The sequence below is a fragment of the Halostella limicola genome (assembly GCF_003675875.1).
GTDB classification, from domain to species: Archaea; Halobacteriota; Halobacteria; order Halobacteriales; family Natronoarchaeaceae; genus Halostella; species Halostella limicola.
This window is the reverse complement of record NZ_RCDI01000002.1, coordinates 384,076-408,575: the sequence shown is the minus strand read 5'-3', so window position 1 is coordinate 408,575 and position 24,500 is coordinate 384,076. Positions and strand designations below refer to the sequence as shown.

23 protein-coding genes are annotated in these 24,500 nt (G+C 69.7%); 13 read left to right on the top strand and 10 right to left on the bottom strand.

The annotated features are described in order from the left end of the window. The first annotated feature begins 103 nt into the window (after positions 1 to 103). Positions 104 to 1,282: a redox-regulated ATPase YchF gene (locus D8670_RS10095; RefSeq protein WP_121817985.1), complete on the top strand. Its 1,179-nt coding sequence runs from the start codon at positions 104 to 106 to the stop codon at positions 1,280 to 1,282. A gap of 54 nt (positions 1,283 to 1,336) precedes the next feature. On the opposite strand, the gene D8670_RS10090 is transcribed toward D8670_RS10095, so the two are convergent. The 3 genes from D8670_RS10090 to D8670_RS10080 all read right to left on the bottom strand — a co-directional run bounded on the left by D8670_RS10090 (position 1,337) and on the right by D8670_RS10080 (position 3,964). After that, entirely contained in the window at positions 1,337 to 1,804 is a 468-nt protein-coding gene (locus tag D8670_RS10090; RefSeq protein ID WP_121818582.1) for a GNAT family N-acetyltransferase, read from the bottom strand. A 93-nt stretch (positions 1,805 to 1,897) separates the two neighbouring features. Next, positions 1,898 to 2,749 (bottom strand): UbiA family prenyltransferase, encoded by an 852-nt coding sequence (locus D8670_RS10085; protein WP_121817984.1) that lies wholly within the window; start codon positions 2,747 to 2,749, stop codon positions 1,898 to 1,900. A 93-nt stretch (positions 2,750 to 2,842) separates the two neighbouring features. Then, positions 2,843 to 3,964, bottom strand: a complete 1,122-nt coding sequence (locus D8670_RS10080; RefSeq protein ID WP_121817983.1) for a pyridoxal phosphate-dependent aminotransferase — start codon at positions 3,962 to 3,964, stop codon at positions 2,843 to 2,845. Between the two features lie 231 nt (positions 3,965 to 4,195). Here D8670_RS10080 and D8670_RS10075 point away from each other — a divergent pair, with 231 nt between their 5' ends. The 3 genes from D8670_RS10075 to D8670_RS21505 are packed head-to-tail and all read left to right on the top strand — an operon-like array spanning position 4,196 to position 6,788. Beyond that, positions 4,196 to 5,239: an ABC transporter substrate-binding protein gene (locus tag D8670_RS10075; protein WP_121817982.1), complete on the top strand. Its 1,044-nt coding sequence runs from the start codon at positions 4,196 to 4,198 to the stop codon at positions 5,237 to 5,239. Continuing rightward, positions 5,236 to 6,045 (top strand): ABC transporter permease, encoded by an 810-nt coding sequence (locus D8670_RS21510; RefSeq protein ID WP_121817981.1) that lies wholly within the window; start codon positions 5,236 to 5,238, stop codon positions 6,043 to 6,045. The genes D8670_RS10075 and D8670_RS21510 overlap by 4 nt, the downstream gene beginning before the upstream one ends. Continuing rightward, the gene (locus D8670_RS21505; RefSeq protein WP_121817980.1) at positions 6,036 to 6,788 is read left to right on the top strand and encodes an ABC transporter ATP-binding protein; all 753 of its coding nucleotides are present in this window, start codon (positions 6,036 to 6,038) and stop codon (positions 6,786 to 6,788) included. Before D8670_RS21510 ends, D8670_RS21505 begins: the two co-directional genes overlap by 10 nt. Here the strand turns inward: D8670_RS21505 and D8670_RS10060 are convergent. The 3 genes from D8670_RS10060 to D8670_RS10055 form a co-directional block, all read right to left on the bottom strand. Then, positions 6,775 to 8,577 (bottom strand): sensor histidine kinase, encoded by a 1,803-nt coding sequence (locus D8670_RS10060; protein ID WP_121817979.1) that lies wholly within the window; start codon positions 8,575 to 8,577, stop codon positions 6,775 to 6,777. The genes D8670_RS21505 and D8670_RS10060 overlap by 14 nt on opposite strands. A 68-nt stretch (positions 8,578 to 8,645) precedes the next feature. Then, the gene (locus tag D8670_RS20900; RefSeq protein ID WP_162994252.1) at positions 8,646 to 8,792 is read right to left on the bottom strand and encodes a hypothetical protein; all 147 of its coding nucleotides are present in this window, start codon (positions 8,790 to 8,792) and stop codon (positions 8,646 to 8,648) included. Between the two features lie 46 nt (positions 8,793 to 8,838). After that, positions 8,839 to 9,582: a proteasome assembly chaperone family protein gene (locus D8670_RS10055; RefSeq protein ID WP_121817978.1), complete on the bottom strand. Its 744-nt coding sequence runs from the start codon at positions 9,580 to 9,582 to the stop codon at positions 8,839 to 8,841. Positions 9,583 to 9,722: 140 nt separating this feature from the next. On the opposite strand from D8670_RS10055, the gene D8670_RS10050 reads away from it, so the two are divergent. Together D8670_RS10050 and D8670_RS10045 are read left to right on the top strand one after the other, a co-directional pair. Then, positions 9,723 to 10,631, top strand: coding sequence for an RsmB/NOP family class I SAM-dependent RNA methyltransferase (locus D8670_RS10050; RefSeq protein WP_121817977.1), 909 nt, complete (start codon positions 9,723 to 9,725; stop codon positions 10,629 to 10,631). Next, positions 10,628 to 11,134 carry a DUF7122 family protein gene (locus D8670_RS10045; RefSeq protein ID WP_121817976.1) on the top strand — a complete coding sequence of 169 codons (507 nt, stop codon included), beginning with the start codon at positions 10,628 to 10,630 and terminating at the stop codon, positions 11,132 to 11,134. The genes D8670_RS10050 and D8670_RS10045 overlap by 4 nt, the downstream gene beginning before the upstream one ends. Positions 11,135 to 11,159: 25 nt before the next feature. Here the strand turns inward: D8670_RS10045 and D8670_RS10040 are convergent, their stop codons facing one another. Then, positions 11,160 to 12,203 carry a pentapeptide repeat-containing protein gene (locus D8670_RS10040; RefSeq protein WP_121817975.1) on the bottom strand — a complete coding sequence of 348 codons (1,044 nt, stop codon included), beginning with the start codon at positions 12,201 to 12,203 and terminating at the stop codon, positions 11,160 to 11,162. A gap of 45 nt (positions 12,204 to 12,248) precedes the next feature. After that, a complete protein-coding gene (locus D8670_RS10035; protein WP_121817974.1) occupies positions 12,249 to 13,808 on the bottom strand; it encodes a DUF790 family protein in 1,560 nt (519 codons plus the stop codon). Between the two features lie 104 nt (positions 13,809 to 13,912). Here D8670_RS10035 and D8670_RS10030 point away from each other — a divergent pair, with 104 nt between their 5' ends. Then, entirely contained in the window at positions 13,913 to 14,389 is a 477-nt protein-coding gene (locus D8670_RS10030; protein ID WP_121817973.1) for a hypothetical protein, read from the top strand. Between the two features lie 70 nt (positions 14,390 to 14,459). Here the strand turns inward: D8670_RS10030 and D8670_RS10025 are convergent, their stop codons facing one another. After that, positions 14,460 to 15,800 (bottom strand): DEAD/DEAH box helicase, encoded by a 1,341-nt coding sequence (locus D8670_RS10025; protein ID WP_121817972.1) that lies wholly within the window; start codon positions 15,798 to 15,800, stop codon positions 14,460 to 14,462. A 128-nt stretch (positions 15,801 to 15,928) separates the two neighbouring features. Here D8670_RS10025 and D8670_RS10020 point away from each other — a divergent pair, with 128 nt between their 5' ends. The 3 genes from D8670_RS10020 (at position 15,929) to D8670_RS10010 (ending at position 19,830) form a co-directional block, all read left to right on the top strand. Beyond that, positions 15,929 to 16,834 (top strand): nucleotide exchange factor GrpE, encoded by a 906-nt coding sequence (locus D8670_RS10020; protein ID WP_121817971.1) that lies wholly within the window; start codon positions 15,929 to 15,931, stop codon positions 16,832 to 16,834. 121 nt (positions 16,835 to 16,955) lie between these two features. Then, the gene (dnaK, locus tag D8670_RS10015) at positions 16,956 to 18,857 is read left to right on the top strand and encodes a molecular chaperone DnaK (protein ID WP_121817970.1); all 1,902 of its coding nucleotides are present in this window, start codon (positions 16,956 to 16,958) and stop codon (positions 18,855 to 18,857) included. A gap of 295 nt (positions 18,858 to 19,152) precedes the next feature. Further along, positions 19,153 to 19,830, top strand: coding sequence for a DUF5806 family protein (locus D8670_RS10010; RefSeq protein ID WP_205254070.1), 678 nt, complete (start codon positions 19,153 to 19,155; stop codon positions 19,828 to 19,830). Between the two features lie 53 nt (positions 19,831 to 19,883). Here D8670_RS10010 and D8670_RS10005 read toward each other — a convergent pair whose 3' ends face one another. After that, complete coding sequence (locus tag D8670_RS10005; protein ID WP_121817969.1) at positions 19,884 to 21,620, bottom strand: Rieske (2Fe-2S) protein; 1,737 nt, start codon at positions 21,618 to 21,620, stop codon at positions 19,884 to 19,886. Positions 21,621 to 21,842: 222 nt separating this feature from the next. Between D8670_RS10005 and dnaJ the strand changes: the two genes are divergently transcribed. The 3 genes from dnaJ (at position 21,843) to D8670_RS09990 (ending at position 24,473) form a co-directional block, all read left to right on the top strand. Further along, a complete protein-coding gene (gene dnaJ / locus D8670_RS10000) occupies positions 21,843 to 23,006 on the top strand; it encodes a molecular chaperone DnaJ (RefSeq protein WP_121817968.1) in 1,164 nt (387 codons plus the stop codon). 107 nt (positions 23,007 to 23,113) lie between these two features. Further along, positions 23,114 to 23,680 carry a DUF7504 family protein gene (locus tag D8670_RS09995; RefSeq protein ID WP_121817967.1) on the top strand — a complete coding sequence of 189 codons (567 nt, stop codon included), beginning with the start codon at positions 23,114 to 23,116 and terminating at the stop codon, positions 23,678 to 23,680. A 52-nt stretch (positions 23,681 to 23,732) separates the two neighbouring features. Further along, the gene (locus tag D8670_RS09990) at positions 23,733 to 24,473 is read left to right on the top strand and encodes a hypothetical protein (protein WP_121817966.1); all 741 of its coding nucleotides are present in this window, start codon (positions 23,733 to 23,735) and stop codon (positions 24,471 to 24,473) included. The last annotated feature ends 27 nt before the right edge of the window (positions 24,474 to 24,500 follow it).

Sequence of the window (24,500 nt, the reverse complement as noted above, 5' to 3'; positions counted from 1 at the left end):
GTATTGCTCATCATGTACATTCATGATCGTGTCCGTTCGTGGATCGATCCGGGCGCGGCCGCGGAACCGAAAGGCAGTTTTCGGCGTCCCCGGTAGGTCCCCTATGCTCTCGATCGCGCTTGCCGGGAAGCCGAACGCCGGCAAGTCCACGTTCTACACCGCGGCGACGCGGGCCGACGTCGACGTCGCGAACTACCCGTTCACGACGATCGACGCCAACCGCGGCGTCACCCACGCCCGCACGGAGTGCCCCTGCCTCGACCGCGACGAGCGCTGCGACAGCGACGACTGCCGCGACGGGAAGCGCTACGTCCCCGTCGAGTTGCTGGACGTCGCCGGCCTCGTCCCCGGCGCCCACGAGGGGAAGGGACTGGGCAACCAGTTCCTCGACGAGCTCACGAACGCCGACGCGATCGTGAACGTCGTCGACGCCAGCGGTGCGACGAACGAGGAGGGCGAACCCGTCGAGGTCGGCGAGCACGACCCGATGGACGACATCGACTTCGTCGAGGAGGAGATGGACCTCTGGCTGGCGGGCATCGTCGACCGCAACTGGGAGTCGGTCACCCGCAAGTCCCGGTCGCCCGACTTCGACATCGACGACGCGCTCGCGGAGATGCTCACCGGGTTCGGCGCGACGGAGGCCGAGGTCGCCGCCAGCCTCCGCTCGATAGACTACCCGGACGAGCCCCAGCAGTGGACCGACGAGCACAAGGAGGCGCTGGCCCGCGACGTCCGCAGGCGCACGAAGCCCATCATCGTCGCCGCGAACAAGATAGACGTCGCGCCCGAGGAGAACGTCGAGCGCCTGCTCGACCTGGACAAGCCCGTGATCCCGACCACGGCGGAGGGCGAACTCGCCCTGCGCAACGCGGCCGACGCGGGCGTCGTCGACTACGACCCCGGCGACGAGGAGTTCGAGATCGTCGGCGACGTGAGCGACGAGCAGCGCGCCGCGCTCGACGGCCTCCGCGACGCGATGGCCGAGCACGGCGGGACCGGCGTTCAGGCCGCGCTGAACCACGCCGTCTACGACCTGCTCGACCGCGTCACCGCCTACCCCGTGCAGGACGCTTCGAAGTGGACCGACGCGACCGGCACCGTCCTTCCCGACGCCTTCCTGCTCCCCCGCGGGTCGACGCCGGTCGATCTGGCCTACGCCGTCCACAGCGACATTGGCGACGGCTACCTCCACGCGGTTAACGCCCGTTCCAGCCGCGAAGTGGGCGACAGCTACGAACTCGAAGAGGGCGACGTGATCAAGATCGTCAGCACCAACTGAGGACACGCCGCCGTAAACCGCGGTTTTACCTGCGTTTCGAACGATCGCGGCGGATCACTCTAACGGCTGTGCGTAGTCGACCTGCTTCGGCCGGAAGCCGGCGTCGCGGTAGAACCGGCGCGCGTCCTCGTTCTCCCACTCGCAGGAGACCTTGAGGTGGTCGCAGCCCCGCTCGCGGGCCAGTTCCTTCACGCGTTCGACGACCGCCGTGCCGTGGCCCCGACTTCGGTGCTTCTCGTCGATAGCGACGTTCACGATCCGGAGGTACTTCGAGTACTTCCGGGAGGGGTGGCGGCCCTCGCGGAGCGTGAGAAAGCCGATCGTTTCGTCCTCGTGGACGACGAGGTAGTCGGTGACGTCCTCGTCGTCGAGGTGAGCGCGAAAGCCGTCGGCGGCGGCATCGTCGACGTCCGCGTCGGCGAGTTCGTTCAGGTCGGAGTACTCCTCCATCGACGTCGCGAGGTCGCACCAGCGCTCGACGAGCGCGTCGAGGTCGTCGGCGGTGGCTTCGACGAGCTTCATACTCGGGGTCCCCGGCGCGGTCCCTTCAGGCTTCACCCGGTGTGCGACGCTCTGGCGCACCGAACGGCCGCGCCGGCGAATCGAGGAGACGACTCACCCCAGCGGCTCGAACCACACCGCTGCGACGAGCACAGCGAGGAACACGTACGACCCGCGCACCAGCAGCATCGTCGCGGTCTCGGGGTCGGCCCGCCGCGCCGCGAGCGCGACGGCCCCGAACGCGAGGACGGCGAGCACGCTGGACGGCGGGAACAGCTCGGCGACGGCGAAGGCGACGACGGCGAGGAGTGCGGTCGCCATCAGCAGGAACGCGGCCGTCCGCGCCCGTTCCCGGCCGAGGACGACGGCGACCGTCCGCTTGCTGATGGAGCGGTCGTAGTCGTAGTCCTGCGCGTCGTCGATCACCTTCACGCCCGACAGCAGGACGAGGAAGACGAGGCCGAACGCCAGCGCCGTCGCGCCGAGGGCACCGGCCTGAACGTAGTGCCCGCCGACGAGTGCGACCGCGATGCCGAGCGGGTAGCCCGTCGTCGCCGTCACCGGGTTCATGTCCAGCTGCGGGGCGTGGTGGAAGCCGATGAGCCACGTCGGCAGCGTGATCAGGGCCGCGCCGGGACCGACGGCGACCCAGAGGCCGGCGAGACACGCCGCGAACAGGACCGAGACGCCGGCGAGGGCGGCCCTGCACCCGCGCTCGGTGAGCGGGTGGTCGTCGTCCTCGCCGCGGACGTGGAAGTCGACGTAGCCGTCCTTCACGTGGGCGGTGTACACCGCCGAGAAGATGGCGACGACGTGTAGCCCCGCGACGACCGGGTCGACGCCGCCGGCGAGGACGCCGCCGAACAGCGACGCCGCCAGCGGCGGCAGCATGAACACCGGGTGGACCTGCGAGAGAAGCGCACTGAGCGCCGGTTCCGGTCCGCTCCCGCGGCGCGAGAGTGGCATGGGTTCACAAAAGGACGGAGCGAACATAATGGTCGGGGCGGATCGTCCCGCTGGACGACCGGCCCGGGAGTACGTCTCTGGAACGCTGACCGCTTACCGCACCGCGTTCGCCGCCTCGCGCATGACCTCCAGCGCCGCCTTCAGGTCCTCCGTCCCGGTCGCGTAGGAGATGCGGGCGTACCCCTCGCCGTGCTCGCCGAACGCCTCGCCGGGGACGACGACGACGCCGCGGTCGATGCACTCGTCGACCCATCCCTCCGGGACCTTCGGCATCGCGTAGAACGCGCCGCGGGGCGTCGGCGTGTCGAGGCCGATGTCCGCGAGGCCGTCGAGCAGGACGTCGCGGCGCTCCTCGAACGCCGCCACCATCTCCTCGACGGGGTCTTGCGGCCCGGTCAGGGCCGCTTCGGCTGCGTACTGGGCCGGCGCGCTGGCGCAGGCCTGCATGTACTGGTGGACGCGGAGCATCCGCTCGATGCGCTCGTGGGAGCCGGTCACCCAGCCGAGCCGCCAGCCGGTCATCGAGTACGTCTTCGAGCAGGCCCCCACGACGACCACGTTGTCGCTCTCCGCGAACGCCATCGGGGAGACGTGCTCGCCGTCGAAGACGATGTACTCGTACACCTCGTCGGAGATGCAGAGCACGTCGTGCTCGTCGGCGATGCGGGCGAACTCCCGCATGTCGTCCTCGCTCTGGACCGCGCCGGTCGGGTTCGCGGGGCTGTTGACGACGAACGCCGCGGTGTCCTCGGTGATCGCCTCCTCGACCGTCGCGGGGTCCATCGTGAGGTCCTCGCGCAGGCCGACGGGCTTCGGGGTGCCGTCGGCGAGATGGGTCAGCGCGTCGTAGGAGACGAAGCCGGGATCGGGGAAGATGACCTCCTCGCCCGGGTCGACGTGGGCCTCCATCGCGAGGTGGAGCGCCTCGCTCCCGCCCGCGGTGGCGATGACGTTCTCGGGGTCGACCGAGAACCGGTTGTCGCGGTCGTACTTCGCGCTGATCGCCTCCCGGAGGGGGAGCGTCCCCTTGTTCGAGGTGTAGGCGTCGGCCGAGCCGGCCTCGATCGCCTCGACCGCGGCCTGTCGGGCGTGGCCCGGCGTGGGGAAGTCCGGCTGCCCGAGGCCGAGGTTGATCGCCTCCTCGCCCGCCGCCTCGAACACTTCGCGGATGCCGCTGATCGACACCTGTTCGACCCGCCGTGAGAACTCCGTCATGTGCTACACCGGCATGGCCGACAGCATAACTGTGGGTGGTCCGCCTTCGGCAGCGGGGAGTATCGGAAACACCGGCCGCTATCTGTGACGCGAATCGGCGAAGGGATCACCGGTTAAGCATGTCTCTGCCGGCGGAGAACCGCTTTTCCGCAGCTACGGCGGGCGCGGACGGCCGCGGTTATTACCGGGTTCCGGCGACGGATAAACCGGACCCGACTAGACCGGGTAACTGTGAACCGGAGCACGTTCTCTCGACGCGACGCGTTGCGCGGATTGGGCGGCGCGGCTGCCGCGGGTATCTCGGGCCTCGCCGGCTGCAACGCGCTCGGCGGCGGTGGCGGCGCGGACGAACTGACGGTCGCGTACATGCCGATCTACCCCGACATGCAGCACTTCGTGATGCAGGAGGAGGGGTACTTCGACGAGATCGACGCCGCGGTGGACGCGAAGGAGTTCACCGACGGCCCGAGCATCGTGCAGGCGTACGCGAGCGGCGAGATCGACATCGGTCTGTTCGGCGTCGTTCCCGCGATGATCGTCATCGACAAGGGGATCGCGGCGAAGGTCGTCGCGGCCAACATCAAGGAGCCGATGATGCTGATGGCCCGCGACGACTTCATGCCGCTGTGGGAGGAACACGGTGCCGACGCCTTCGCCGAGTTCGAGCGGCGCGAGGGCCGCAAGTTCACGTTCGGCACGTTCCCCGAGGGGAGCGTCCCCGACATCCTGCTCCGCTACTGGCTCATCGACGAGCAGGGACTCGAACCCGGCGAGGACGTCGAGATCATCGGCATGGGCGGCGCGAACGCCGTCAGGCAGGGACTCGCGACCGACGAGATCGACGGGACGAGCATCATGGAGCCGGTGCCGACGCTGACCGAGGAGAACGGCGACCCGTACCAGCCGCTCGCCATCGCGCCCGACTTCATGCCGGGGCAGCCGGCGGCGGTCGCGCTGATGAACGACGAGGTCCGCGACAGCGAGGTCGGCGAGCAGTTCGTCGAGCAGCACGTCCGCGCGACCGAGTTCGTCAACGACGACCCCGACGCGACCGCACAGCACGCCAGCACGGTGATCGGCGAGGAGACCCTGTCCGTCGAGACCGCCCGGAGGGCCCTCGACTCGCCCATCTCGAACTTCGTCTCTGACCCCCGTGAGATCGAGAACGGGACGGAGATATTCACCGAGTACGCGGCGGAACTCGGCAAGACCGACGAGCGGCTGAGCCTCGACGATGTCTTCGACTACTCCCTCTACGACGCCGTCACAGAATGAGCGAGACGACCGAGGAGAGCGGACTCGGCGAGGAGTCTACGACAGCGGAGCCGTTCCGACGAGACTGGAACGTCCGCAGGCTCGTCCGCGGCGTCGCCGGGATCGCCGGATTCCTGGCAGTGTGGTGGGCGCTCGCCGGGACGCAGCCCCCGTACATCCTCCCCGGCCCGGCGTCCGTCGCGGAGACGTTCGTCGCCGAACTGCGCTCCGGGGCCATGCTCGACGCCCTCTCTCAGAGCGTTCGCCACTGGGCACCGGGGACCCTCGTCGGGACGGTCCTCGGCGTCGCGCTGGGCGTGGTCATGGGCTGGAGCACCCTCGCCGACGACGCGTTCACGCCGGTCGTGCGGGTGCTGCGGCCGGTGCCGCCGATCGCGCTCATCGGCTTCGCCATCGCGTGGTTCGGTATCAACCACGCCGGCGCGGCGTTCATAGTCGCCGCCGGTGGGTTCTGGATCAACTTCTACGCGACGTACGGCGGCGTCGAGAACGTCTCGGAGGAACTCGTCGAGGTCGCCCGGAGCCTGGGGGTCCGGAGCGACCTCGGCCTGGTCCGGAAGGTCGTCCTCCCGGCGGCGCTCCCGGAGATACTGACCGGCGTTCGGACCGGTATCGGCCGGTGCTGGATGCTCGTCGTCGCGGCGGAACTGTTCGGCGTCCCGGGCATCGGACAGACGATCATCAGGGCGAGCAACAACCTCGCGGTCGACGTGGTGATCGCGTACATCCTGGTGCTGAGCCTGATGTTCCTGCTCGTGGACTCCACCTTCAGGAGCCTGCAACGGAGGGCGTTAGCGTGGCAGTAGACCCGAAGGTCAGCGTCGAGGACGTGAGCAAGACGTACGAGACCGGCGACGGCGCGGTCGAGGCGCTACGGGGCGTCTCCTTCGACGTCGCCCCCGGCGAGTTCGTCTGCGTCGTCGGGCCGTCGGGGTCGGGAAAGACGACCCTCTTCCGGATCATCGGCGGTCTGGAGGCTCCGACGAGCGGCAGCGTCCGGCTCGACGGTCGCCCCGTCACCGAACCGAACACCGACGTCGGGATCGTCTTTCAGGAGTACCACCTGTTCCCCTGGCGGACGGTCCGCGGGAACGTCCGGTTCGGCCTCGAACAGCAGGACGTCGACGCGGCGGCCCGCGAGCGACGAACGCAGGAACTAATCGACCTCGTCGGTCTGGACGGGTTCGAGGACGCGTACCCGTCGCAGGTGAGCGGCGGGATGAAACAGCGCGTCGGCATCGCCCGCGCGCTCGCCGTGGACCCCGACCTCCTCCTGATGGACGAGCCCTTCGGCGCGGTCGACGCGCAGACGCGAGACATGCTCCACGAGGAGATCCTCGACGTCTGGCGGGAGACCGGCAAGACGGTGCTGTTCGTCACGCACGACGTGACGGAGGCGGTGAAACTCGCCGACCGGATCGTCGTGTTGGGCACCGAACCCGGCACCGTTCGCGAGATCGTCGACGTCGACCTGTCGCGTCCGCGGTCGACCACCGGCGACTCGTTCGTCGCTCACAGGGAGCGGGTCCGGGCCCTCATCGGCGATTGAAGGCCGTCCGGAACTCGAACCGGGCCCCGCCGGACCCGCCTTGACCGCCTCCCGACCCCCTGAGCAACCGCCCGCGGGCGTCCCGGTCGGCGCCCCCGCTCGCCGTCGCGGTCACCGTCCAGCCGTGCCCCTCGGCGATCCGCTCGACGATGTCGAGGCCCAGGCCGGTGCCGTCGTCGGCCGTCGTGTACCCGCGGTCGAACACCCGGTCCCGGTCCGACTCGGGGATGCCGGGCCCGTCGTCCTCGACGTAGAACCCCTTCGCCGTCGTGCCGACTCGCACCGTCGCGCCGGGGCCGGCGTGCTCGACGGCGTTGCGAAAGAGGTTCCCGAACAGCTCCCGGAGCCGCGTCTCGTCGGCCTCGACCGTCAGGTCGTTCTCGGGCAGTTCCAGCGTCGCGTCCCCGGTCGCCACGCCGTCCCAGGCGGCCCGCGCCACGGCGACCAGCGACACCGCCTCGGGCTCGTCGACCACCTTCCCCTGCCGGGCGAGCGCCAGCAGTTCGTCGAGCAGGTCCTCGACGCGGCCGATCTCCTCCTCGATGACGTCGAAGTGGCGCGTCTCGCCCGTCTCGCGGGCGAGTTCGAGGTGGCCGAGGACGACGTTCAGCGGGTTCCGCAGGTCGTGGCCGACGACGCTGGCGAACTCGTCGAGGCGCTCGTTCTGCCGCCGGAGCGCCTCCGTCCGGCGCTTGCGCTCGGCGATGTCGCGAACGACGCCGGCCGATCCCGCGTAATCCCCCGATTCGTCCGTGAGCACGGCGACGTTGTTCTCCGCCGGGGTCCGCTCGCCGTCGGCGGTGACGCTGTCCATCTCGTAGGTCGCCCAGTCGCGCTCGTCGTCCTCGTACAGCTCCCGGAGGAGCTCCGTCCCCCGCTCGTAGTCCTCGTCGGCGACGAACTCGACGGTGTGGGTGCCGACGATCTCCTCGCGGTCGTAGCCGAGGTGGGTGGCCATGGCCTCGTTGGCCATCGTCACGATCCCGCCCTCGTCGAGCACGTACATCGGGTCGCCGACGGCCTCGACGAGCGTCCGATAGCGGTCGAGTTCGCGCTCGCGCTCCTTGCGCTCGGTGATGTCCCGGATGACCCCGACCGACCCCGCGTAGTTCCCCGCCTCGTCGGTCAGGACGGCCAGGTTGTCCTCGAACCGCCGGACGGTGCCGTCGGCGTCTTCGAGTTCGAACTCCACCCGCCCGCGCGTCCGGTCGTCGTCGCGGAGGATCTCCCGGATCACCGACCGCGCTTCCGCGACGGCCTCGTCGCCGAGGCGCTCGCCGGGGTGCGACCCGACGAGGCTGTCCCGCGATCGGTCGGCGAACTCGACGTGGGACTCGTTGACCATCGTTATCGTCCCGTCCGCGTCGAGCGCGTACATCGCGTCGCCGGCCGTCTCCACGAGCGTCCGGTAGCGGTCGAGTTCGCGCTCGCGGTCGCTGCGGGCGCCCGTGAGGTCGCGTATCCGACGCCGGACGACCCGCGGCGGGTCGTCGGTCCGGACGTAGTCGACGGCACCGGCGTCGAGCGCGTCGTCGATCCCGCCGCCGTCGGTCGTCACGAGGAGGACGTCGGGCGCCTCGTCGTCCGCCGCGACCTCGCGGACGGCGTCCGTCGCGTCCGCGCCGCCGTCCGCGACCAGAACGCCGTCGTAGTCGCCCGCGTCGAGGTCGCCGTGCACCGCCGCGCCGTGGTCCGCCGCCTCGACGGTGGCGTCGTCGACGGTCGCGGCGACGTCGTCGGCGACCCCCTCGTCGCCGACGAGGAGGAGTCGCTGCTGAGGGCCGGTCATTCGATTGTCAGATAACAGAGACCGGACCACGATAAATGATGCGCCCGGACCGAGGAGCTATCCCGCCGTTACTCGCGGGCCGCCCGCAGTTCGTCGAGGTGAGTTTCGAGGCGGTCGAGCGCCACGTCGGCGTCCATGTACCCCTGTTCGTACTCGCCGTACACCGTGTCGGCCTCGTCGAGGAACTCCTCGACGGCGTCTTCAAGATCGCTCATGGCTCCTTGTCGTCGCGTCGCGACTAAAAGGGCTGTCACTCGCGCGCTACTGGAACATCCGCAGCGGCTGGGCCTGCGAGCTCTCGTCCTCGTCGGCCTGACCCATCCGCTGGGCGAGTTGCTCCTTCTGCTGGCGGATCTCCTCGGCGCGGTCGACCAGGTTCGAGACGTCCGCGTCGACGTTCGCCAGCGGGGCGATGCCGCGGTCGATGAGCACCCGCGCCGCCTCGGGGTCGGGGAACTGCGGGTCGCTCTCGACGATGAGGCCGACGCTGTCGAGGTCGTTCTCCGCGGACCGGGCGATGAGCGCGCCCGTCGGCCCGGCGATCGCGCCGCTCTCGCTCGGCGTATCGATGTCCCGCTCGTTCAGCCACTCGCCGCCGTCGCCGGTGCCGACGCCGAACAGGGCGGGGACGTCGCCGTCTTTCTCCGCCGGCCTGCCGCTGAGGTACAGGGGCGTCGCGTCGTTGTCGTCGATCCACCCCGTCACGCAGTCCGCGAAGTCGCCGGCGTTCTCGGCCGAGACCGGCACGTCGCTCTGGAGGGCGAGCAGGTCCCGCTCCTCGTCCGCGTACAGTCGCACCGGCGGGCGGACCGACCGGTCGCCGTCCTGATAGACGCCGATCCGGGGGAGCCCGTCGCAGTGGACGCTGGCGTAGTACTCCATGTCGAACTGCTCCACCAGATGATCTGTGGCGATCTTCCCGACCAGCCCGACGCCGGGCAGCCCTTCCACCAGGTACGGCTCGTCGAGGTCGACCTCGTCTCCGCGGAGTCTGACGTGCGCCATGTTCGGACACTCCGCCGGACGGGGCTTAATCGTGGGGGTGGTCGGGTGCGGGCCGCGCGATCCCGCACCGCCGATGCCCCTGCCTGCCGACCGCACCCCCTTCGAAACGCACTTGCGAGCGCCGGGCCAACCGGAGGGTAATGGAGACACTGGAACGGTATCGGCCCATCGTCGACGACTTCGACGCCTTCCTCGACGCGTGCCGGCGGCCGCTCCCCTCGGCGGTTCGGGTCAACGCGATCAAGGCGACCACAGAGGAGGTCGTCGCCGCGTTCGACGAGGCGGGCGTCGGCTACGAGCGGGCGTCGTGGAACGACCGCGTCATGACGGTCGACACGGACCGCCCCGGCAACACGTGGCCGTACTTCCACGGCTGGATCCACGGGCAGGAGGAGGTGTCCTCGCTCCCGGCGACGGTGCTCGATCCCGACCCGGGCGAGCGCGTCTGGGACGCCGCCGCCGCGCCCGGGAGCAAGACGACGCACCTCGCGGCGCTGATGGACGACCGCGGCCTGCTGGTCGCGAACGACAACAACCTGGGCCGCCTCTCGGCGCTGCGCTCGAACGCGGAGCGCCTCGGCGTGACGAACGTCGCCGTGACGAACGCGGACGCGCGGAACTTCTCGCTGAAGCCGTTCGGCGGCGAGCCGTTCGACCGCGCGCTGGTCGACGCCCCTTGCTCCTGCGAGGGGACGATCCGCAAGAACCCCGACGCGCTGGACGAGTGGGACATGAGCCACGTCCGGGGCGTCGCGGGCGTCCAGAAGGGGATCCTCCGGCGGGCGATCCAGGCGACCCGCGAGGGTGGCACCGTCGTCTACTCGACGTGTACGTTCGCCCCCGAGGAGAACGAGGGCGTGCTCGACCACGTGCTTGGCGAGGAGGACTGCCGCCTCGTCGAGACGGACCTCGACATCGAACACCGCCCCGGCGTCACCGAGTGGGAGGGCGAGGAGTACGACGGGAGCGTCCGGAAGGCCGCCCGCATCTACCCGCACTTCGAGGACACCGGCGGCTTCTTCGTCGCGAAACTGGAGGTGACGGCATGAGCGACGGCAACAGCGGACAGCAGTTCGACCGCCTCCCCGAGACCCCAGACGAGCGCGAGGTCGAGGGCCGGGCGTCCCGCCAGGAGATCGTCGACTGGTGGGAGGAGCGCTTCGCCGTCCCGACGGAGACGTTCGACGGGATCTCGTTCTGGGAGAAAGGCGCCGGCAAGATCTGGGCGTTCGCCGGCGACGTCGACTCGCCGGTCCGGATCGAGGGCCTCGGGATGGCGTTCATGCGGACCCGGCAGGAACACTGGAAACCGACGACCGAGGCGGTTCAGCGCTTCGGCGTCGAGGCCGAGCGGAACGTCGTCCGCCTGACGCGCGAGCAGGCCGAGCGGTTCGTCGCCGGCGAGGACCAGGAACTCAACTGGGACGGCGACTGGGGCTACCTGATCGCCGCCCACGACCTCGCGGGTACCGACGCGCCCCTCGGCGTCGGCCTCTACCTCCACGGCGAACTCAGGTCGCGTATCCCGAAGGGACGCCGCCGGGAGTTCTGACGGCGGGGCCGTCGTCCCGACCGCCTCACCGCGGCGTCATGGTCAGAACGTACACGAGCAGCGCGAGCAACAGCGATCCGAGCAGCGACTCTATCCCGGCGAGCATCCGCGCGAAGTTCCCGACCGGGCTGATGTCGCCGAACCCGAGGGTCGCGAAGGTGACGACGCTGAAGTAGAGGCTCTTGAAGAGGACCGTGACGATCACCGGGACGGCCGTGTCCTCCGGCTGTTCGAGCGTGTAGGTGATCGCGTACTCCGCGCCCGACTCCTGGATGCCGCCCGTGATGGGGAACAGTATCGCACAGAGCAGGATCACGACGGCCGAACTGCCGAGGACCCGCCAAGGGCTCGTCCCGTACAGCATCACCCATCGCGACGCCTCCATCTTCACCGCCCGCAGGTAGTTGCCCAGCTTCCACGCCGCCTTCCGCCGCGTGTCCTTCTCGCGGACGAAGTACTTCGTCGTCGGCACCGGGTCGGCGTTCTGGGTGAACAGGCTCTCTAGCTGGCGATACGTCCACGTCGCCGCCTCGTGGCAGGTCGCGACGGTGGTCTCGTCGTCGCTCTCCTCGAGGTGCTCCTCGTAGACGACTTTCGGGCCGAACTCCGTCTGGCGGTCGACGCGGGTGTCGGAGAACGCGACCTGATAGAGCCTGGTACGGATCAGCGTCGCGCTCCGAAGGTCGGAGTTCTTGATCTGCGAGTCCTCCATGTCCGCGCCGCGGAACGTCGCGCCGTAGGCGTCGACGCCGTCGAACGTCGACCGCTGGAGGTTCGCGTCGGAGAAGTCGGCGTACCGCAGGCGGACGTTGTCGAACTTCGCTTCGAAGAACGTTGCGTCGGCGAAGAGGTCAGTCTCGTTGAGCGCCGTCGTCGTTATCACCGCGCCGTCGATCCGCTCACCGTCCTCCGGCGCGAGTTCAGCCAGGTCGTTCTCCGTCTTCCCTCGCTCGTCGGCGTGCCACACGCACCGGTCGCGATCCCCCCAGACGGGGCGCCAACACGTGGCCTCGCCGGCTCCCCGAATGGCGGTGACGTCGTGGGTGTAGCCGCAGCGGTCCTCTGGCATCGGTCGGCGTACGACGGAAACCGCCATACATTCCGGGGTGTCGTGTCAGTCCGAGCGCTCGCGGACCGTCCCGCCGCCGAGGCCGGTCCACTCGACGCGGTAGCCGAGCGCGGAGAGCGCAGCGCTGGCGTCGGTGACCCCCGCATCTTCGAGCACCCCGGACGCCTCGTCGAGATCCATCCCCACCTCGATCCGCCCGCCGAGGTCGTCGAGGACCGCCGGCCGCACCAGCGTCCGGCCGACGCGCTCGTGCTCCGGGAACGCCTTCCCCTCGACGGCCGCCTCGCTGACGCCGTGACGCTCGGCGAGCGCGGAGAGCGTCACCACGTCGTCGTCGGGGCGGAGTTCGTCCGGGAGCGCGGCGGCGCTCGCCGCCACCAGTTCGTCCTCGTAGCGCCGGAGCGCATCGCGGACGTCCTTGATCCGAACGGTCCCCGAGTACGGGATCGCGCGGTGGTCCCGCGCCTCGATCGCCTCGCCGACCCCGAGGCTCTCGTCGACCGCGACGAGCAGCTCGATGTCCTCGACGCTGTCCATCTGCGAGAGCTTCTTCTCGACGTACTCCGGCGTCCAGAAGCCCATTATCTCGAAGAAGACGCGGAAGTCTGCGTGTTCGCCGTCGGAATCGTCCGACGAGCCTCCGCTGGATACTGTCGCGGGAGCATACTCGAACGCGAAGTCCGGGATCATCACCCGCGATCCCGCCGCCAGCGGTTCGGGCTCGCGAACGAGGTCCCAGTCCAGACCAAGGGACTCGAACCGCGCCGCGAAGTCCGCCTCGACCCCGCTGTCGTAGGTCACGTCGGTCACGGGGTCGGCGTCGGGGACGCGCACCGGGTCCGCGTCCGACAGTTCGAGTTCGCGCTCGGTGCCGCGGTCGTCGATCGTCGCCGTCAGCCGCCACTCCTCCGCTTTGGCCGCGGTCCGGAGCAGGCGGGCGAACCGCGTCCCGTAGCGCCGCGTCGACCGGAAGAGCCGCGTCGGTCCGGTGACGACCACCTCGCGGCTCCCGTCGTCGCGTTTCAGCACCTCGTACATCAGGCGGAGGCGCTTGACCGCGGAGACGAGCGCCTTCGGATCGGAGGTCCGGACCCGGACCTCCGTCGCGTCGAACAGCGCCGTCTGCGCCAGCGAGAGGTTGTACTGGTCGATCAGGTCGTCGGGACACCAGCGCGCGTCGAACGACGCGAGCACCTGCCGGTCCTCGCGGTCGGCGTACAGCGCCGCCTCCACGGTGTCCGGGTCGGTGCCGAGCGCGTCGGCCGCCCGCGAGAGCGCCGTCGCCCGCTCGCTCTCGGCGACGACGCCGACCGCTTCCCCGGCGGCGAACGCCTCCCGTCGCGCCAGTTCCGGGTCGACGCCGGCGCGCGTCTCGAACGCCGCCTCGCGCTCCAGCAGCTTCGCGAACCCCCGCACGAGTTTGAAGTCCTCGGCCCCCCGTTCGAGGTCGGTCAGCGCCGCCTCCAGGTCGCCCCGCTGCTCGCCGACGTGGCCCTGATACGTGCCGAGCGCCTTCGCCGCGAGCGGGCGGTGCTCGCGCCCGGCGAACTGCGGGTGGTACCCCCCGCCGGCCCGCGAGACGCGCAGGAGGTCCTTCGTCAGCATTCGTCCGCGAGTCCGCGTTCCAGCGGCAAAAGCGGTCCGTTCGGGGCGACGCGTCGCCGCTGCGGGTCGCAAGACATACGTGGCCCTGCTCCGAGTGGCCGAGTATGCGACGGCGGATCCTCCTCCGGCGGCTGAGCGCCCTCGCCATCGCGGGCCTCGCGGGCTGCGGCGAGAACCGCGGCGAGTGGGACGCCCGACAGGGGCCGCCGGAATCCGGCGAGTACGTGACGGAGACGACGACCGAGGAGCTCAACCTCAGCGACGTCGACGTCGGGGTCCCCGACGACCCCGGCGAACCGTTCGTCTTCGTGGAGACCGACTACGGCGAGAGCGACGCCGGCGACATGGTCGTCACCACCACCGTCGAGAACACCGCCGACGAACGGCGGGCCGCGGTGCTCGTCTACGAGGTGACGGTCGACGGGACGACCTACGCCGAGCGGGAGACGGTCCGCCTCGACGCCGGGGAGCGCGGCACCTACACCTTCGAGTTCGACCTCTCACGCGACGAGTACGCGGCGGCGGAGAACAAGGGAATCAGCCCGCGCTGGGAAGCCGTCGAGGAGGACGGAGAGGGATAGTTCGTCCACTTTCGGTTCGCTCACCTCCGGCGGAACGAGTTCCGACGAGACTCGCAGTCCTCCGGACTGCTCACCTCCGACGAGAGGCGACGCGCTCCTCCGCCGTCTCCTCGCTCACCACCTCGTACAGCAGCGCGGCCCGCCCGTCCTCCTTCGGGCGGAGGATCCGGCCGAGACGCTGAGTGAACTCGCGCTCGCTCCCGCTGCCCGAGAGCACGACGGCGACGTTCGCGTCCGGCACGTCGACGCCCTCGTCGAGGACGTTCGAGGTGACGACCCGGGAGTAGTCGCCCTCGCGGAAGCCGTCGAGTATCTCCCGGCGCTCGGCGGCGCTCGTGCGGTGTGTGACGGCGGGGATCAGGAAGCGCTCGGAGATGCGGTACGCGAGGTCGTTGTGGGCGGTGAACACGATAACGCGGTCCCCGCGGTGGTCGTCGAGTATCTCGGCGAGGCGGTCGACCTTCCGCTCGCTGCCCATCATTATCTCGCGGGCCCGCTGCTTGGCGAGCAGGGCCTCGCGGGCCTCCGGGTCGGAACCGGAGCGCTTGACGAGTTCCTGGTAGTCGCTCCCGCTGCGCATCTGGATGTTCGAGCGCTTCAGGTAGTCCGTGAACGTCTCCTGACGGCGCTCGTACTCCTCGCGCTCCTCGTCCGTCAGCGAGACGGTGATCCGCTTGACGTCGTAGGGGGCGAGGTGGTCGCCGGCGAGCTCCTCCGGCGAGATACGGTAGGCGACGGGGCCGACGAGTTCCTCGACGACCTCGTGGGCGTCGTCTGGCCGTTCGAACGTCGCCGTGAGACCCATTCGTGCGGGAGCGGCGAGCAGGCGAGCGATCTCGCGGAACCCCTCGCCGCCGAGGTGGTGGACCTCGTCGAAGACGACCAGCCCGAAGCAATTCCCGATGTCGTCGGCCCGCAGGTACGCCGAGTCGTATGTGGAGACGGTGATCGGCTCCAGCTGCTGCTCGCCGCCGCCCAGCTGGCCGATGGGTCGGTCGAACTCCGCGGCGAGCTCCCGGCGCCACTGCTGGAGCAGGTCGATCGTCGGCACCACGACGAGCGTCGGCGTCGAACGCTCCTCGATCGCCTTGATCGCGATGACGGTCTTGCCGCTCCCCGTCGGCAGTTCGAGGACGCCGCCGTTCCCGGCGTCGCGCCACGCGGCGAGCGCCTCGGCCTGGTACTCGCGGAGTTCGTACGCCGAGTCGAGTCCCGATAGGGGGTCGAGGGCCAGCACGCGGTCCTCGTAGTCGACGCCGCGGTCGTCCAGCGCGTCCAGCAGGTCGGCGTAGCGGAAGGCCGGCGCCCGCCGCGTCTCGGAGCGGGGATCGCGCTCGACGAACGGCGGACACCGGCCCTCGCCCTCGATCCGAACGGTCCCGTCCTCGAAGCGGAGGGTGAGCGCGGCCACGCGGCGACGTTCGGGTTCGGGGGTTAAATCGCCCCCGTTCGCCCGGCGGCGGACGGGCGCCGACGGCCGCCGGCACGCCGGCGGACCATTCCTCAAGAATTAAACCCACCCGTCGGCTTCTTCCGCCTATGAGCGAGGACGAGGGAACGGACGCCACCGCCGCGGAGCCCGAGGACGCGGCGTCCGAGCCAGCCGACGAGGACGAGCAAACGATCAGCGAACAGCTCCCGAACGCGGTCGCCGAACACGACGAGGAACTCGGCGACGAGGTCCACCAGCTCCTGGAGAAAGCCGTCGAACTCGACAGCCGCGTCGACGAACTCGAAGCGGCGGTCGAGGAGCGCGACGAGGAGATCGACGACCTGGAAGACCGCCTGAAGCGCAAGCAGGCCGACTTCCAGAACTACAAGAAGCGCGCGAAGAAGCGGCAGGACCAGATCCGCGACCGCGCGACCGAGGACCTGGTCGAGCGCCTGCTAGACGTGCGGGACAACCTGAAGCGGGCGGTCGACCAGGACCACGACGACGTCGAGAGCATCCGCGAGGGCGTGAAGATGACGCTGAAGGAGTTCGACCGGGTGCTCGACGCGGAGAACGTCTCGGAGATCGACCCCGAACCCGGCGAGGATGTCGACCCCCAGCGCCACGAGGTGATGATGCGCGTCGAGAGCGACCAGCCCGCGGACACCATCGCCGAGGTGTACAAGCCCGGCTACGAGATGAGCGACAAGGTGCTTGAGACCGCCCAGATCACAGTCAGCGACGGGTCGGGCGCGTCCGAGGCGGAGGACGAGTCGGCCGCGGACGACGCCGACGAGGAAGCCGAGGACGACGGGGCCGAGGCGATCGAACTCGACGGGGAAGTCGACGACGGGAGCGACGAGACGGGCGACGCCGCTGAGGACGATGCCGACGTCGAGGAGATCGACCTCGAAGCCGAGGACGAGCGGAACGATGAGAGCACGGACGGCGACGACGTGTCGGAAGCCAGTGACGACGCGATAAGCGATGCGATCGACGACGACGGTCGGTGAGTTCGGCCCGCCGCGGCCGGGCAGCGAGTTCTTTAATTCGCGCCCCGTCGTGTAGTTTTATTCGGGCGAGTTAGTTCGTGTAGCAAGGCTTAAACCAACGAGCGAGCAAGTACCCTTCAAGATGGCGAGCAACAAAATTCTCGGAATAGACCTCGGAACGACGAACAGTGCGTTCGCGGTCATGGAAGGCGGTGACCCGGAGATCATCGTCAACAGCGAGGGCGAGCGTACGACTCCCTCCGTCGTCTCGTTCTCGGACGGCGAGCGACTGGTCGGCAAACCCGCCAAGAACCAGGCGGTGCAGAACCCCGAGCGCACGATCCAGTCGATCAAGCGCCACATGGGCGACGAGGACTACACCGTCGAGATCGACGACGAGGAGTACACGCCCGAGCAGATCTCGGCGATGATCCTCCAGAAGATCAAACACGACGCCGAGGAGTACCTCGGGGACGAGGTCGAGAAGGCCGTCATCACGGTGCCGGCGTACTTCAACGACCGCCAGCGCCAGGCGACCAAGGACGCCGGCGAGATCGCCGGCTTCGAGGTCGAGCGCATCGTCAACGAACCGACCGCGGCCTCGATGGCGTACGGCCTCGACGACGAGTCCGACCAGACCGTCCTCGTGTACGACCTCGGCGGGGGCACCTTCGACGTCTCTATTCTCGATCTCGGCGGCGGCGTCTACGAAGTCGTCGCCACCAACGGCGACAACGACCTCGGCGGCGACGACTGGGACGGAGCGATCATCGACTGGCTCGCCGACGAGTTCGAGGACGACCACGGCATCGACCTCCGCGAGGACCGACAGGCCCTCCAGCGCCTGAAAGACGCCGCTGAGGAGGCGAAGATCGAACTCTCCTCCCGGAAGGAGACGGAGATCAACCTGCCCTTCATCACGGCGACCGACGACGGCCCCATCCACCTGGAGAAGAGCCTCACCCGCGCGAAGTTCGAGTCGCTCACCGCCGACCTCATCGACCGCACCGTCGAGCCGACCGAACAGGCCCTCGACGACGCGGGCTACGACAAGGACGACATCGACGAGGTGCTGCTCGTCGGCGGGTCGACCCGGATGCCGCAGGTCGAGGAGAAGGTCGAGGAGCTCACCGGTCAGGAGCCGAAGAAGAACGTCAACCCCGACGAGGCCGTCGCGCTCGGCGCGGCCATTCAGGGCGGCGTGCTCGGCGGCGAGGTCGACGACATCGTCCTCCTCGACGTCACCCCGCTCTCGCTCGGTATCGAGGTGAAGGGCGGCATCTTCGAGCGCCTCATCGAGAAGAACACGACGATCCCGACCGAGGAGTCGAAGATCTTCACCACCGCCGCCGACAACCAGACCTCCGTGCAGGTCCGCGTCTTCCAGGGCGAGCGCGAGATCGCCGAGGAGAACGAACTGCTCGGCGAGTTCCACCTGACCGGCATCCCGCCGGCCCCCGCCGGAACGCCCCAGATCGAGGTGACGTTCTCCATCGACGAGAACGGCATCGTCAACGTCTCCGCCGAAGACAAAGGCTCCGGCGAGAGCGAGGAGATCACCATCGAGGGCGGCGCCGGCCTCTCCGACGAGGAGATCGAACAGATGCAGGAGGAGGCCGAGGAGCACGCCGAGGAGGACCAGCGCCGCCGCGAGCGCATCGAGGCCCGCAACGAGGCAGAGGCCGCGGTCCAGCGCGCCGAGGACCTCCTCGAGGAGAACGAGGACGAGGTCGACGCCGACCTTCAGGAGGCCATCGAGGCCGAGATCGACAACGTGCAGGACGTCCTCGCCGACGAGGACGCCTCCAAGGAGGAACTCGAAGAGGCCACCGAGGCCCTGAGCAACGAACTCCAGGAGATCGGCAAGCAGATGTACCAGCAGCAGGCCCAGGCCGGCGCCGGCGGTGCCGGTGCTGGCGGCGCGGGCGGCATGGGCGGCGGCCCGGCCGGCGGTCCCGCCGGCGGCCCCGGCGGCGCCGCGGGCTCCGACGAGGAGTTCGTCGACGCCGACTTCGAGGACGTTGACGAAAACGACGACGAGTAACGCGAGGAGTCGTCCTCTTCGGCTCGAGAGACGAGCGAAGCGAGTCTCTCGGTGTCTCAGAAAGTGAGCGCCAGCGGGCTTTCTGAGGTTGACGGAAACGAGGACTGAACGCCTGAATACTCGCCTCGACGGCTGAGGACAGGCGGACCGACTGCCGTTTTCGACCCCGTTCTGCGGCCTTTTTTCGGTAGGTGTGAAACCCCATAACCGCCGGTATCAACGCCGTACGCGCCGGTAGCAAGCGTTATCCGCGTTCAGGCCCTTGCGCGTGTGCGGGCAACCGCACGAAACCACCATGCCCGAAGATACGCAAACTGTCGACACTGCCGAGTACGACCGCTTCGACCGCCTCGACGGGGCCGACTACGACCGCGTCAACGAGTTTCTCAAGGACCGCGTCGACTTCACCGCCCGCGAGTGGGCCGTGGCGCGTCTCTGCGCGGACTTCCGGACCGGAACGGGGGTCGAGATGACCGAGATCGGCGAGAACCTCCCCGACCTCGTCCCGTTCATGGACGACGCGTACACGCGTCAGGCCGTCTACCAGGCGCGAGCGTCGTTCGAGGAGAAGGTGCGCCAGGCGGGCGCGACCTTCCTCTACGGCGCGTACGCCGACTTCCTCACGGCCGACGAGTTCGACGACGTCATGTACGAGGCGACCGAGACGGCCCGCTTCCTGATCGAGGTCGAGGGGACTACGCTCTCCCGCGACGCGGAGGTCGACGCCGAGAACCGTGTCCAGCGGGCGATGGAGGACGTCCACGAGGCGAGCACCGAACTGCGCTACGACCGCTGCCCGCACTGCGGCGAGCGCCTCGGCGACGAGGCGGGCGAGGACCCCGACCTCCGCGAGCGCGTCGAGCGCGAGGTCGACGATGTCGAGGCCGTCATCGAGGACGAGGACGCCTCCGACGAGGAGGTCGAGGCGGCCATCGAGACGCTGAGCGCGGAGCTCCGGGAGATGGCCGGGTAGCGACGCCGAGCGTCGAAAACAGACGGCGGAGATCTCCGTCCGGCGACCGGGGGCTACGATTCGTGAACCCGCTCTCCTTCGTCCAGCCGCTCCGCGATGGTGAACGTCTGCTCCGCCGAGCGCCGTGTGGGGAAGTGCGCGGCCATGTAGCGGGCCGGCGCCATCAGGTAGAGCTTCGCCTCGTCGGGGTCGTCGGCGAGGTCGAACTGCCGGAACCCGGCCTCGACGTGCTGGAGCGTGTGGAACCCGGCGTCCTCGCGGAGCAGCCCCTGAGCGAGCGTCTGCTTGAGCGCCGCGGGGTCGCCGCCGGCGGCGAGGTAGTCGGCGACGAGGCGGCCGGCCGCGTTCACGTTCCCCTCCTCGTCGAACGCGTCGAGAAGCTCTCCGTGGATCGCGTCCGGGTCGGCGTCGGGGTCGCCGTCAGGGATGCGGGCCGGCGGCGTGTTGAGGAACCGGTCGAGGTAGACGCTCAGCGCGCCGTGGAGCGCGGCGCGGTAGAGCGCGGGCGCGTCGACCCGCCGTGCGCCACCGTGGACGCCGTTGCAGTAACTGAACGTGTGATGGACGGTGTTCCAGTCGTTGAACTCGTTGCTGGTCTGGAACTGGACCACGCGCCGCGCGGCCGCGCAGGTGACCCGCGAGGCCAGTTGCTCCGCGGTCGCGCCGTCCCCGACGGCCTCGCGGACGGCGTCGACGACCTCGTGGGGGTCGTCGGAGAGCAGGGTGTCGACGAACCCATCGGGCGCTTCCCAGCCGCCGGCGTCGCGCGAATCGAGCAGGTCGGGGAGGTCGTCGTGGAACTCGAAGACCAGTTCGCCCAGATCGATCGGCTGTCGCCACTCCGACTGCTCCTCGCTCCGGCGGGCCTGCGTGAACCGCGGGACGAGCGTCGGGATCGCCTGCTCGGCGTGCTCCCAGCCGACGTGGTCCAGCGTCTCCAACGCCTTGTTGACGAAGTCGAGCGTGTGGCCGGCGTCGAGGTAGACGTGGTCGGTGCCCGCGGCGTACAGTATCTCCGTGACGTCCTCCGGATCGAGCGTCCGGACGGCGGTCCGCAGGCAGCGCTCGGCCCCGTCGTCGTCGCGCACCTCGACGGTGTCGCGGAACCAGGACTTCAGGCGCTCCTTCGAGAGGTCGGGGTTGGAGAAGGCGGGCTGGTCGAACCGCGGCGGCTCGCCGCTCGTGTCGTCGGCCACTTCGAGCAGGCCGCGGTAGAGCGCCCGGCGGCGGTCTTCGGGACGCACGTCGTCGTAGATGTTCGTCATCGCGCCGAGGACGACGAGGCCGGGTCCCCAGCCGTCGTCGCGGTACTCCGTGCCGAACTCCAGGCCGGTCCGCACCGGTTCGGCGTAGTCGACGCCCTCGCCGAGCAGGCCGATGACCGACTTCGCGACGACGAGCCGGAGGTCGTCGCGTAGGCCCGCTTCGAGGCGGTTCGACCAGTGCTCGACCGGCGGTTCGTCCTGTTCGGGGTGCGGGTCGACGTACACGTCGCCGTCGCGCACCTCGACGGGGTAAGTCTGTACGTCGTCGGCCCACGGGTCGAACGTGTCGCCGCAGGAGAGCTCGAACCGCGCGTGGTGCCAGTGGCAGGTGAGGATGCCGTCCTCGACGGTCCCCTTCGCCAGCGGGAACCCCATGTGCGGGCAGCGGTTGTTCACCGCCCGGATCTCGCCCTCGTGGTGGAACAGGGCGATCGGCTGACCGCCGAGCGTCGTCAGTTTTCGGCCCGCGTCTTCGAGTTCGGCCCGCGTCGTTACGCGCTCGTACCTGTCGTCTTGGGTCGCCATGGATTGTTGCTCGTTGACTTGAACCATATTCGTTCCCTGAAACGGGTTTTTGTAAGGTATCCGTGAGATCCGCTGCGCCGACGACCGCGAAAGCGTACGCTCGGACGGTGCCGGCGTCCGGACGCCGGCGTTGCGTCCGCACCGGGCGGGTTTCGGGCGAAGCCGCCCCGAGCGCCGAGCCAAGCTTTTCAAGTAGTTCAACCGAGTAAACGGACACAACTGATGAGCGAGGATTTCTACGACGTTCTCGGCGTGAGTCCGGACGCGTCGGAGGACGAGATCAAGGACGCCTACCGCAAGAAGGCGAGCGAGTACCATCCGGACGTCAGCGACGACCCGAACGCCGAGGAGAAGTTCAAGAAGGCGAAGAAGGCGAAAGAGGTTCTCACGGACGAGGAGAAGCGCCAGGCGTACGACCGCATGGGCCACGAGCGCTTCGAGCAGGCCGAGAAGCGCGGCGGCTTCGACGGCGGCGCCGGCGGAGCGGGCGGCCCGTTCGGCGGCGGTGGCGGCGGCCCGTTCGGCGGCGGCGGTGGCGGCATGGGCGACATCTTCGAGCAGTTCTTCGGCGGCGCCGGCGGCCGCGGCGGGCGCGGCGACCGCCCCCGGCAGGGGTCCGACCTGCGGACGCGACTCCAGTTAGACCTCGAAGAGGTGTACGAGGGCGCGGAGAAGACCGTCACCGTCCGCCGGCCCGAGCGCTGCGACGAGTGCGGCGGCGACGGTCACCCGCCGGGCACCGACTCGCGCACCTGCCCCGAGTGTAACGGGCGGGGGCAGACGACGCAGGTCCAGCAGACGCCGCTGGGGCGCGTCCAGCAGACCCAGACCTGCCGGCGCTGCTCCGGCGAGGGCGAGCTGTACGAGGAGACCTGCGGCGAGTGCGGCGGCGAGGGGCAGGTCCGCCGCGAGGCGTCGCTGTCGGTCGACATCCCGGCCGGCATCCAGGACGGCCAGACGCTCCGGATGGAGGGCGAGGGCGCCCCCGGCGAGAACAGCGGCCCGAACGGCGACCTGCTCATCGAGGTGTCCGTCGCGGACCACCCCGACTTCGAGCGCGACGGCGACGACCTCCACTACCGGCAGGCGATCTCCTTCCCGCAGGCGACGTTCGGCGACACGGTCACCGTGCCGACGATGGACGGCGAGGTCGAACTGGACGTGCCCGAGGGCACCCAGAGCGGCGAGCGGTTCCGCCTCGACGGCAAGGGGATGCCCCGGCTGCGCCGCCGCGGCCACGGCGACCTCTACGTCACGGTGCAGGTCGTCACCCCCGAGAGCCTCAACGAGGAACAGCGCGAGGCTCTGGAGGCGTTCGCGGAGGCCGGCGGCGAGGAGATCGAGGTCGAACAGGGCTTCTTCGAGAAGATAAAGAGCACCTTCTGACCGGTTTCGGCCGAGCCGATATCCCCGGTTTCGCGGCCGCTGTCTCCCGTTAGGAGGCGTGTAACAAAGGGTAAGTCGATCGAAACGTGGTCACGCCGGGTGTCACAATGCACGGATCTCACGCGTCGTCGACGACGAGCGTCCTCATCGCCGGACCGCGGGAAACCGGGCAGCCGGAACTCGCGTTCGACGCCCTATCGCGGTCCGGGACCGCGGTCGTCGTCGCCCCCGACGGAGCCGCATCGACGGTCGAGTCGTGGTTCGAAGGACGAGCCGCCGGGTTGCGCGTCGTCTCCCCCACCGACGGGGCGGGCGACCTGCGGTCGCTGTCCGAACTGGGGGTAGCGATACACGAGACGCTCGAAGCGGTCCGCTCGGGTGAGGACCGGACCGCGTCCGAAGCGTCGGGTCCCGGGACCGACGCGGTCGACGACGCGGGCGTGTGGATAGCGATCGACGAACTCCCGGAGCTGCTTCCGGACGGCGACCTCCTCCCGCTGTTCCGGTTCTTCCACGTGTTGCACCACAGGGTAGAACGCGCCGACGGACGACTCGTCTGTACGGTCGATACGGACCACATGGGAGCGAGCGGGGTCCGTACGCTCGAGGAAGTGTTCGACCGGCGGCGCATCACGCGGTCGGACGCGCTCGCGGAGCGGCCGATACCGTCCTGATCCCCGCCGACGACCCGGCGCGCTTTTTTCGGGGCCGTCCGAAGCCGGGTGTATGGAGACCCTCGACGACCTCGTGGCCCGCGAGCGCCGCAGCGACGCCACCGCGCTGACCGTCGCGGACGGGCCGACCTACGACTACCACCGCTTCTGTACGACCGCCTGGAAGACCGGGAACTTCCTGCGACACCAGGGCGTCCGCGAGGGCGTCGTCGTCGGCGTCGCCGACGACCGCACCACGCAGCCCCTGCTGACGCTGTTCGGGACGGCGCTACTGGGCGGCGCGACCCGGTTCGGCGAGGTCGACCCGGCCGAGGTGGAGGCGCTGGTACTGCCCGCCGCGGCGGCCGACGCGGCCGACGTTCCGCCCGGTACCAGCCGCGTCGGGTACGGCGCGGAACCGGAGGACCCGGCCGTGGCGCACTTCGGCCGGGACGTCTGGAGCGAGAACCCCTCGTTCCCGTCGGTCGAGCGCGACCCGGCGACGCCGGCGCTCGCGACGGCCGACGCGACCTACTCCCACCGCGAACTGGTCGACGCAGCAGAGCGTGTCGTCGAGGAGTACGACCTGACCGCCGAGGACAGCGTCGCCGTTCGCGCGTCGCTCACGCACCCCGGCACCGTGGTCGCGGGCGTCCTCGCGCCGCTGGTCGCCGGCGGTGCGGTCGCGCTCGACGCGCCGGCCGGGACGAGGGCGGACGCGACGCTCGCGGTCGAGTCGGACGCGGCGGGCGAAACGGCGGGCGTGCGCTCGATCCCCGCCGACGAGGCGCGGCCGCGGTATAGTAGAAATTGAACGCGATGACACACTCGATCCGCACCC

What these genes read in the sequence shown, in the direction of transcription:
- D8670_RS10005 (WP_121817969.1), bottom strand. Translation starts at nt 21,620, where the DNA reads ATGGCGACCCAAGACGACAGGTACGAGCGCGTAACGACGCGGGCCGAA.
- dnaK (WP_121817970.1), top strand. Translation starts at nt 16,956, where the DNA reads ATGGCGAGCAACAAAATTCTCGGAATAGACCTCGGAACGACGAACAGT.
- D8670_RS10050 (WP_121817977.1), top strand. Translation starts at nt 9,723, where the DNA reads ATGGAGACACTGGAACGGTATCGGCCCATCGTCGACGACTTCGACGCC.
- D8670_RS10055 (WP_121817978.1), bottom strand. Translation starts at nt 9,582, where the DNA reads ATGGCGCACGTCAGACTCCGCGGAGACGAGGTCGACCTCGACGAGCCG.
- D8670_RS10020 (WP_121817971.1), top strand. Translation starts at nt 15,929, where the DNA reads ATGAGCGAGGACGAGGGAACGGACGCCACCGCCGCGGAGCCCGAGGAC.
- D8670_RS10095 (WP_121817985.1), top strand. Translation starts at nt 104, where the DNA reads ATGCTCTCGATCGCGCTTGCCGGGAAGCCGAACGCCGGCAAGTCCACG.
- dnaJ (WP_121817968.1), top strand. Translation starts at nt 21,843, where the DNA reads ATGAGCGAGGATTTCTACGACGTTCTCGGCGTGAGTCCGGACGCGTCG.
- D8670_RS10010 (WP_205254070.1), top strand. Translation starts at nt 19,153, where the DNA reads ATGCCCGAAGATACGCAAACTGTCGACACTGCCGAGTACGACCGCTTC.
- D8670_RS10030 (WP_121817973.1), top strand. Translation starts at nt 13,913, where the DNA reads ATGCGACGGCGGATCCTCCTCCGGCGGCTGAGCGCCCTCGCCATCGCG.
- D8670_RS10035 (WP_121817974.1), bottom strand. Translation starts at nt 13,808, where the DNA reads ATGCTGACGAAGGACCTCCTGCGCGTCTCGCGGGCCGGCGGGGGGTAC.
- D8670_RS09995 (WP_121817967.1), top strand. Translation starts at nt 23,114, where the DNA reads ATGCACGGATCTCACGCGTCGTCGACGACGAGCGTCCTCATCGCCGGA.
- D8670_RS09990 (WP_121817966.1), top strand. Translation starts at nt 23,733, where the DNA reads ATGGAGACCCTCGACGACCTCGTGGCCCGCGAGCGCCGCAGCGACGCC.
- D8670_RS10090 (WP_121818582.1), bottom strand. Translation starts at nt 1,804, where the DNA reads ATGAAGCTCGTCGAAGCCACCGCCGACGACCTCGACGCGCTCGTCGAG.
- D8670_RS10085 (WP_121817984.1), bottom strand. Translation starts at nt 2,749, where the DNA reads ATGCCACTCTCGCGCCGCGGGAGCGGACCGGAACCGGCGCTCAGTGCG.
- D8670_RS10060 (WP_121817979.1), bottom strand. Translation starts at nt 8,577, where the DNA reads ATGACCGGCCCTCAGCAGCGACTCCTCCTCGTCGGCGACGAGGGGGTC.
- D8670_RS21510 (WP_121817981.1), top strand. Translation starts at nt 5,236, where the DNA reads ATGAGCGAGACGACCGAGGAGAGCGGACTCGGCGAGGAGTCTACGACA.
- D8670_RS10040 (WP_121817975.1), bottom strand. Translation starts at nt 12,203, where the DNA reads ATGCCAGAGGACCGCTGCGGCTACACCCACGACGTCACCGCCATTCGG.
- D8670_RS10080 (WP_121817983.1), bottom strand. Translation starts at nt 3,964, where the DNA reads ATGACGGAGTTCTCACGGCGGGTCGAACAGGTGTCGATCAGCGGCATC.
- D8670_RS20900 (WP_162994252.1), bottom strand. Translation starts at nt 8,792, where the DNA reads ATGAGCGATCTTGAAGACGCCGTCGAGGAGTTCCTCGACGAGGCCGAC.
- D8670_RS10045 (WP_121817976.1), top strand. Translation starts at nt 10,628, where the DNA reads ATGAGCGACGGCAACAGCGGACAGCAGTTCGACCGCCTCCCCGAGACC.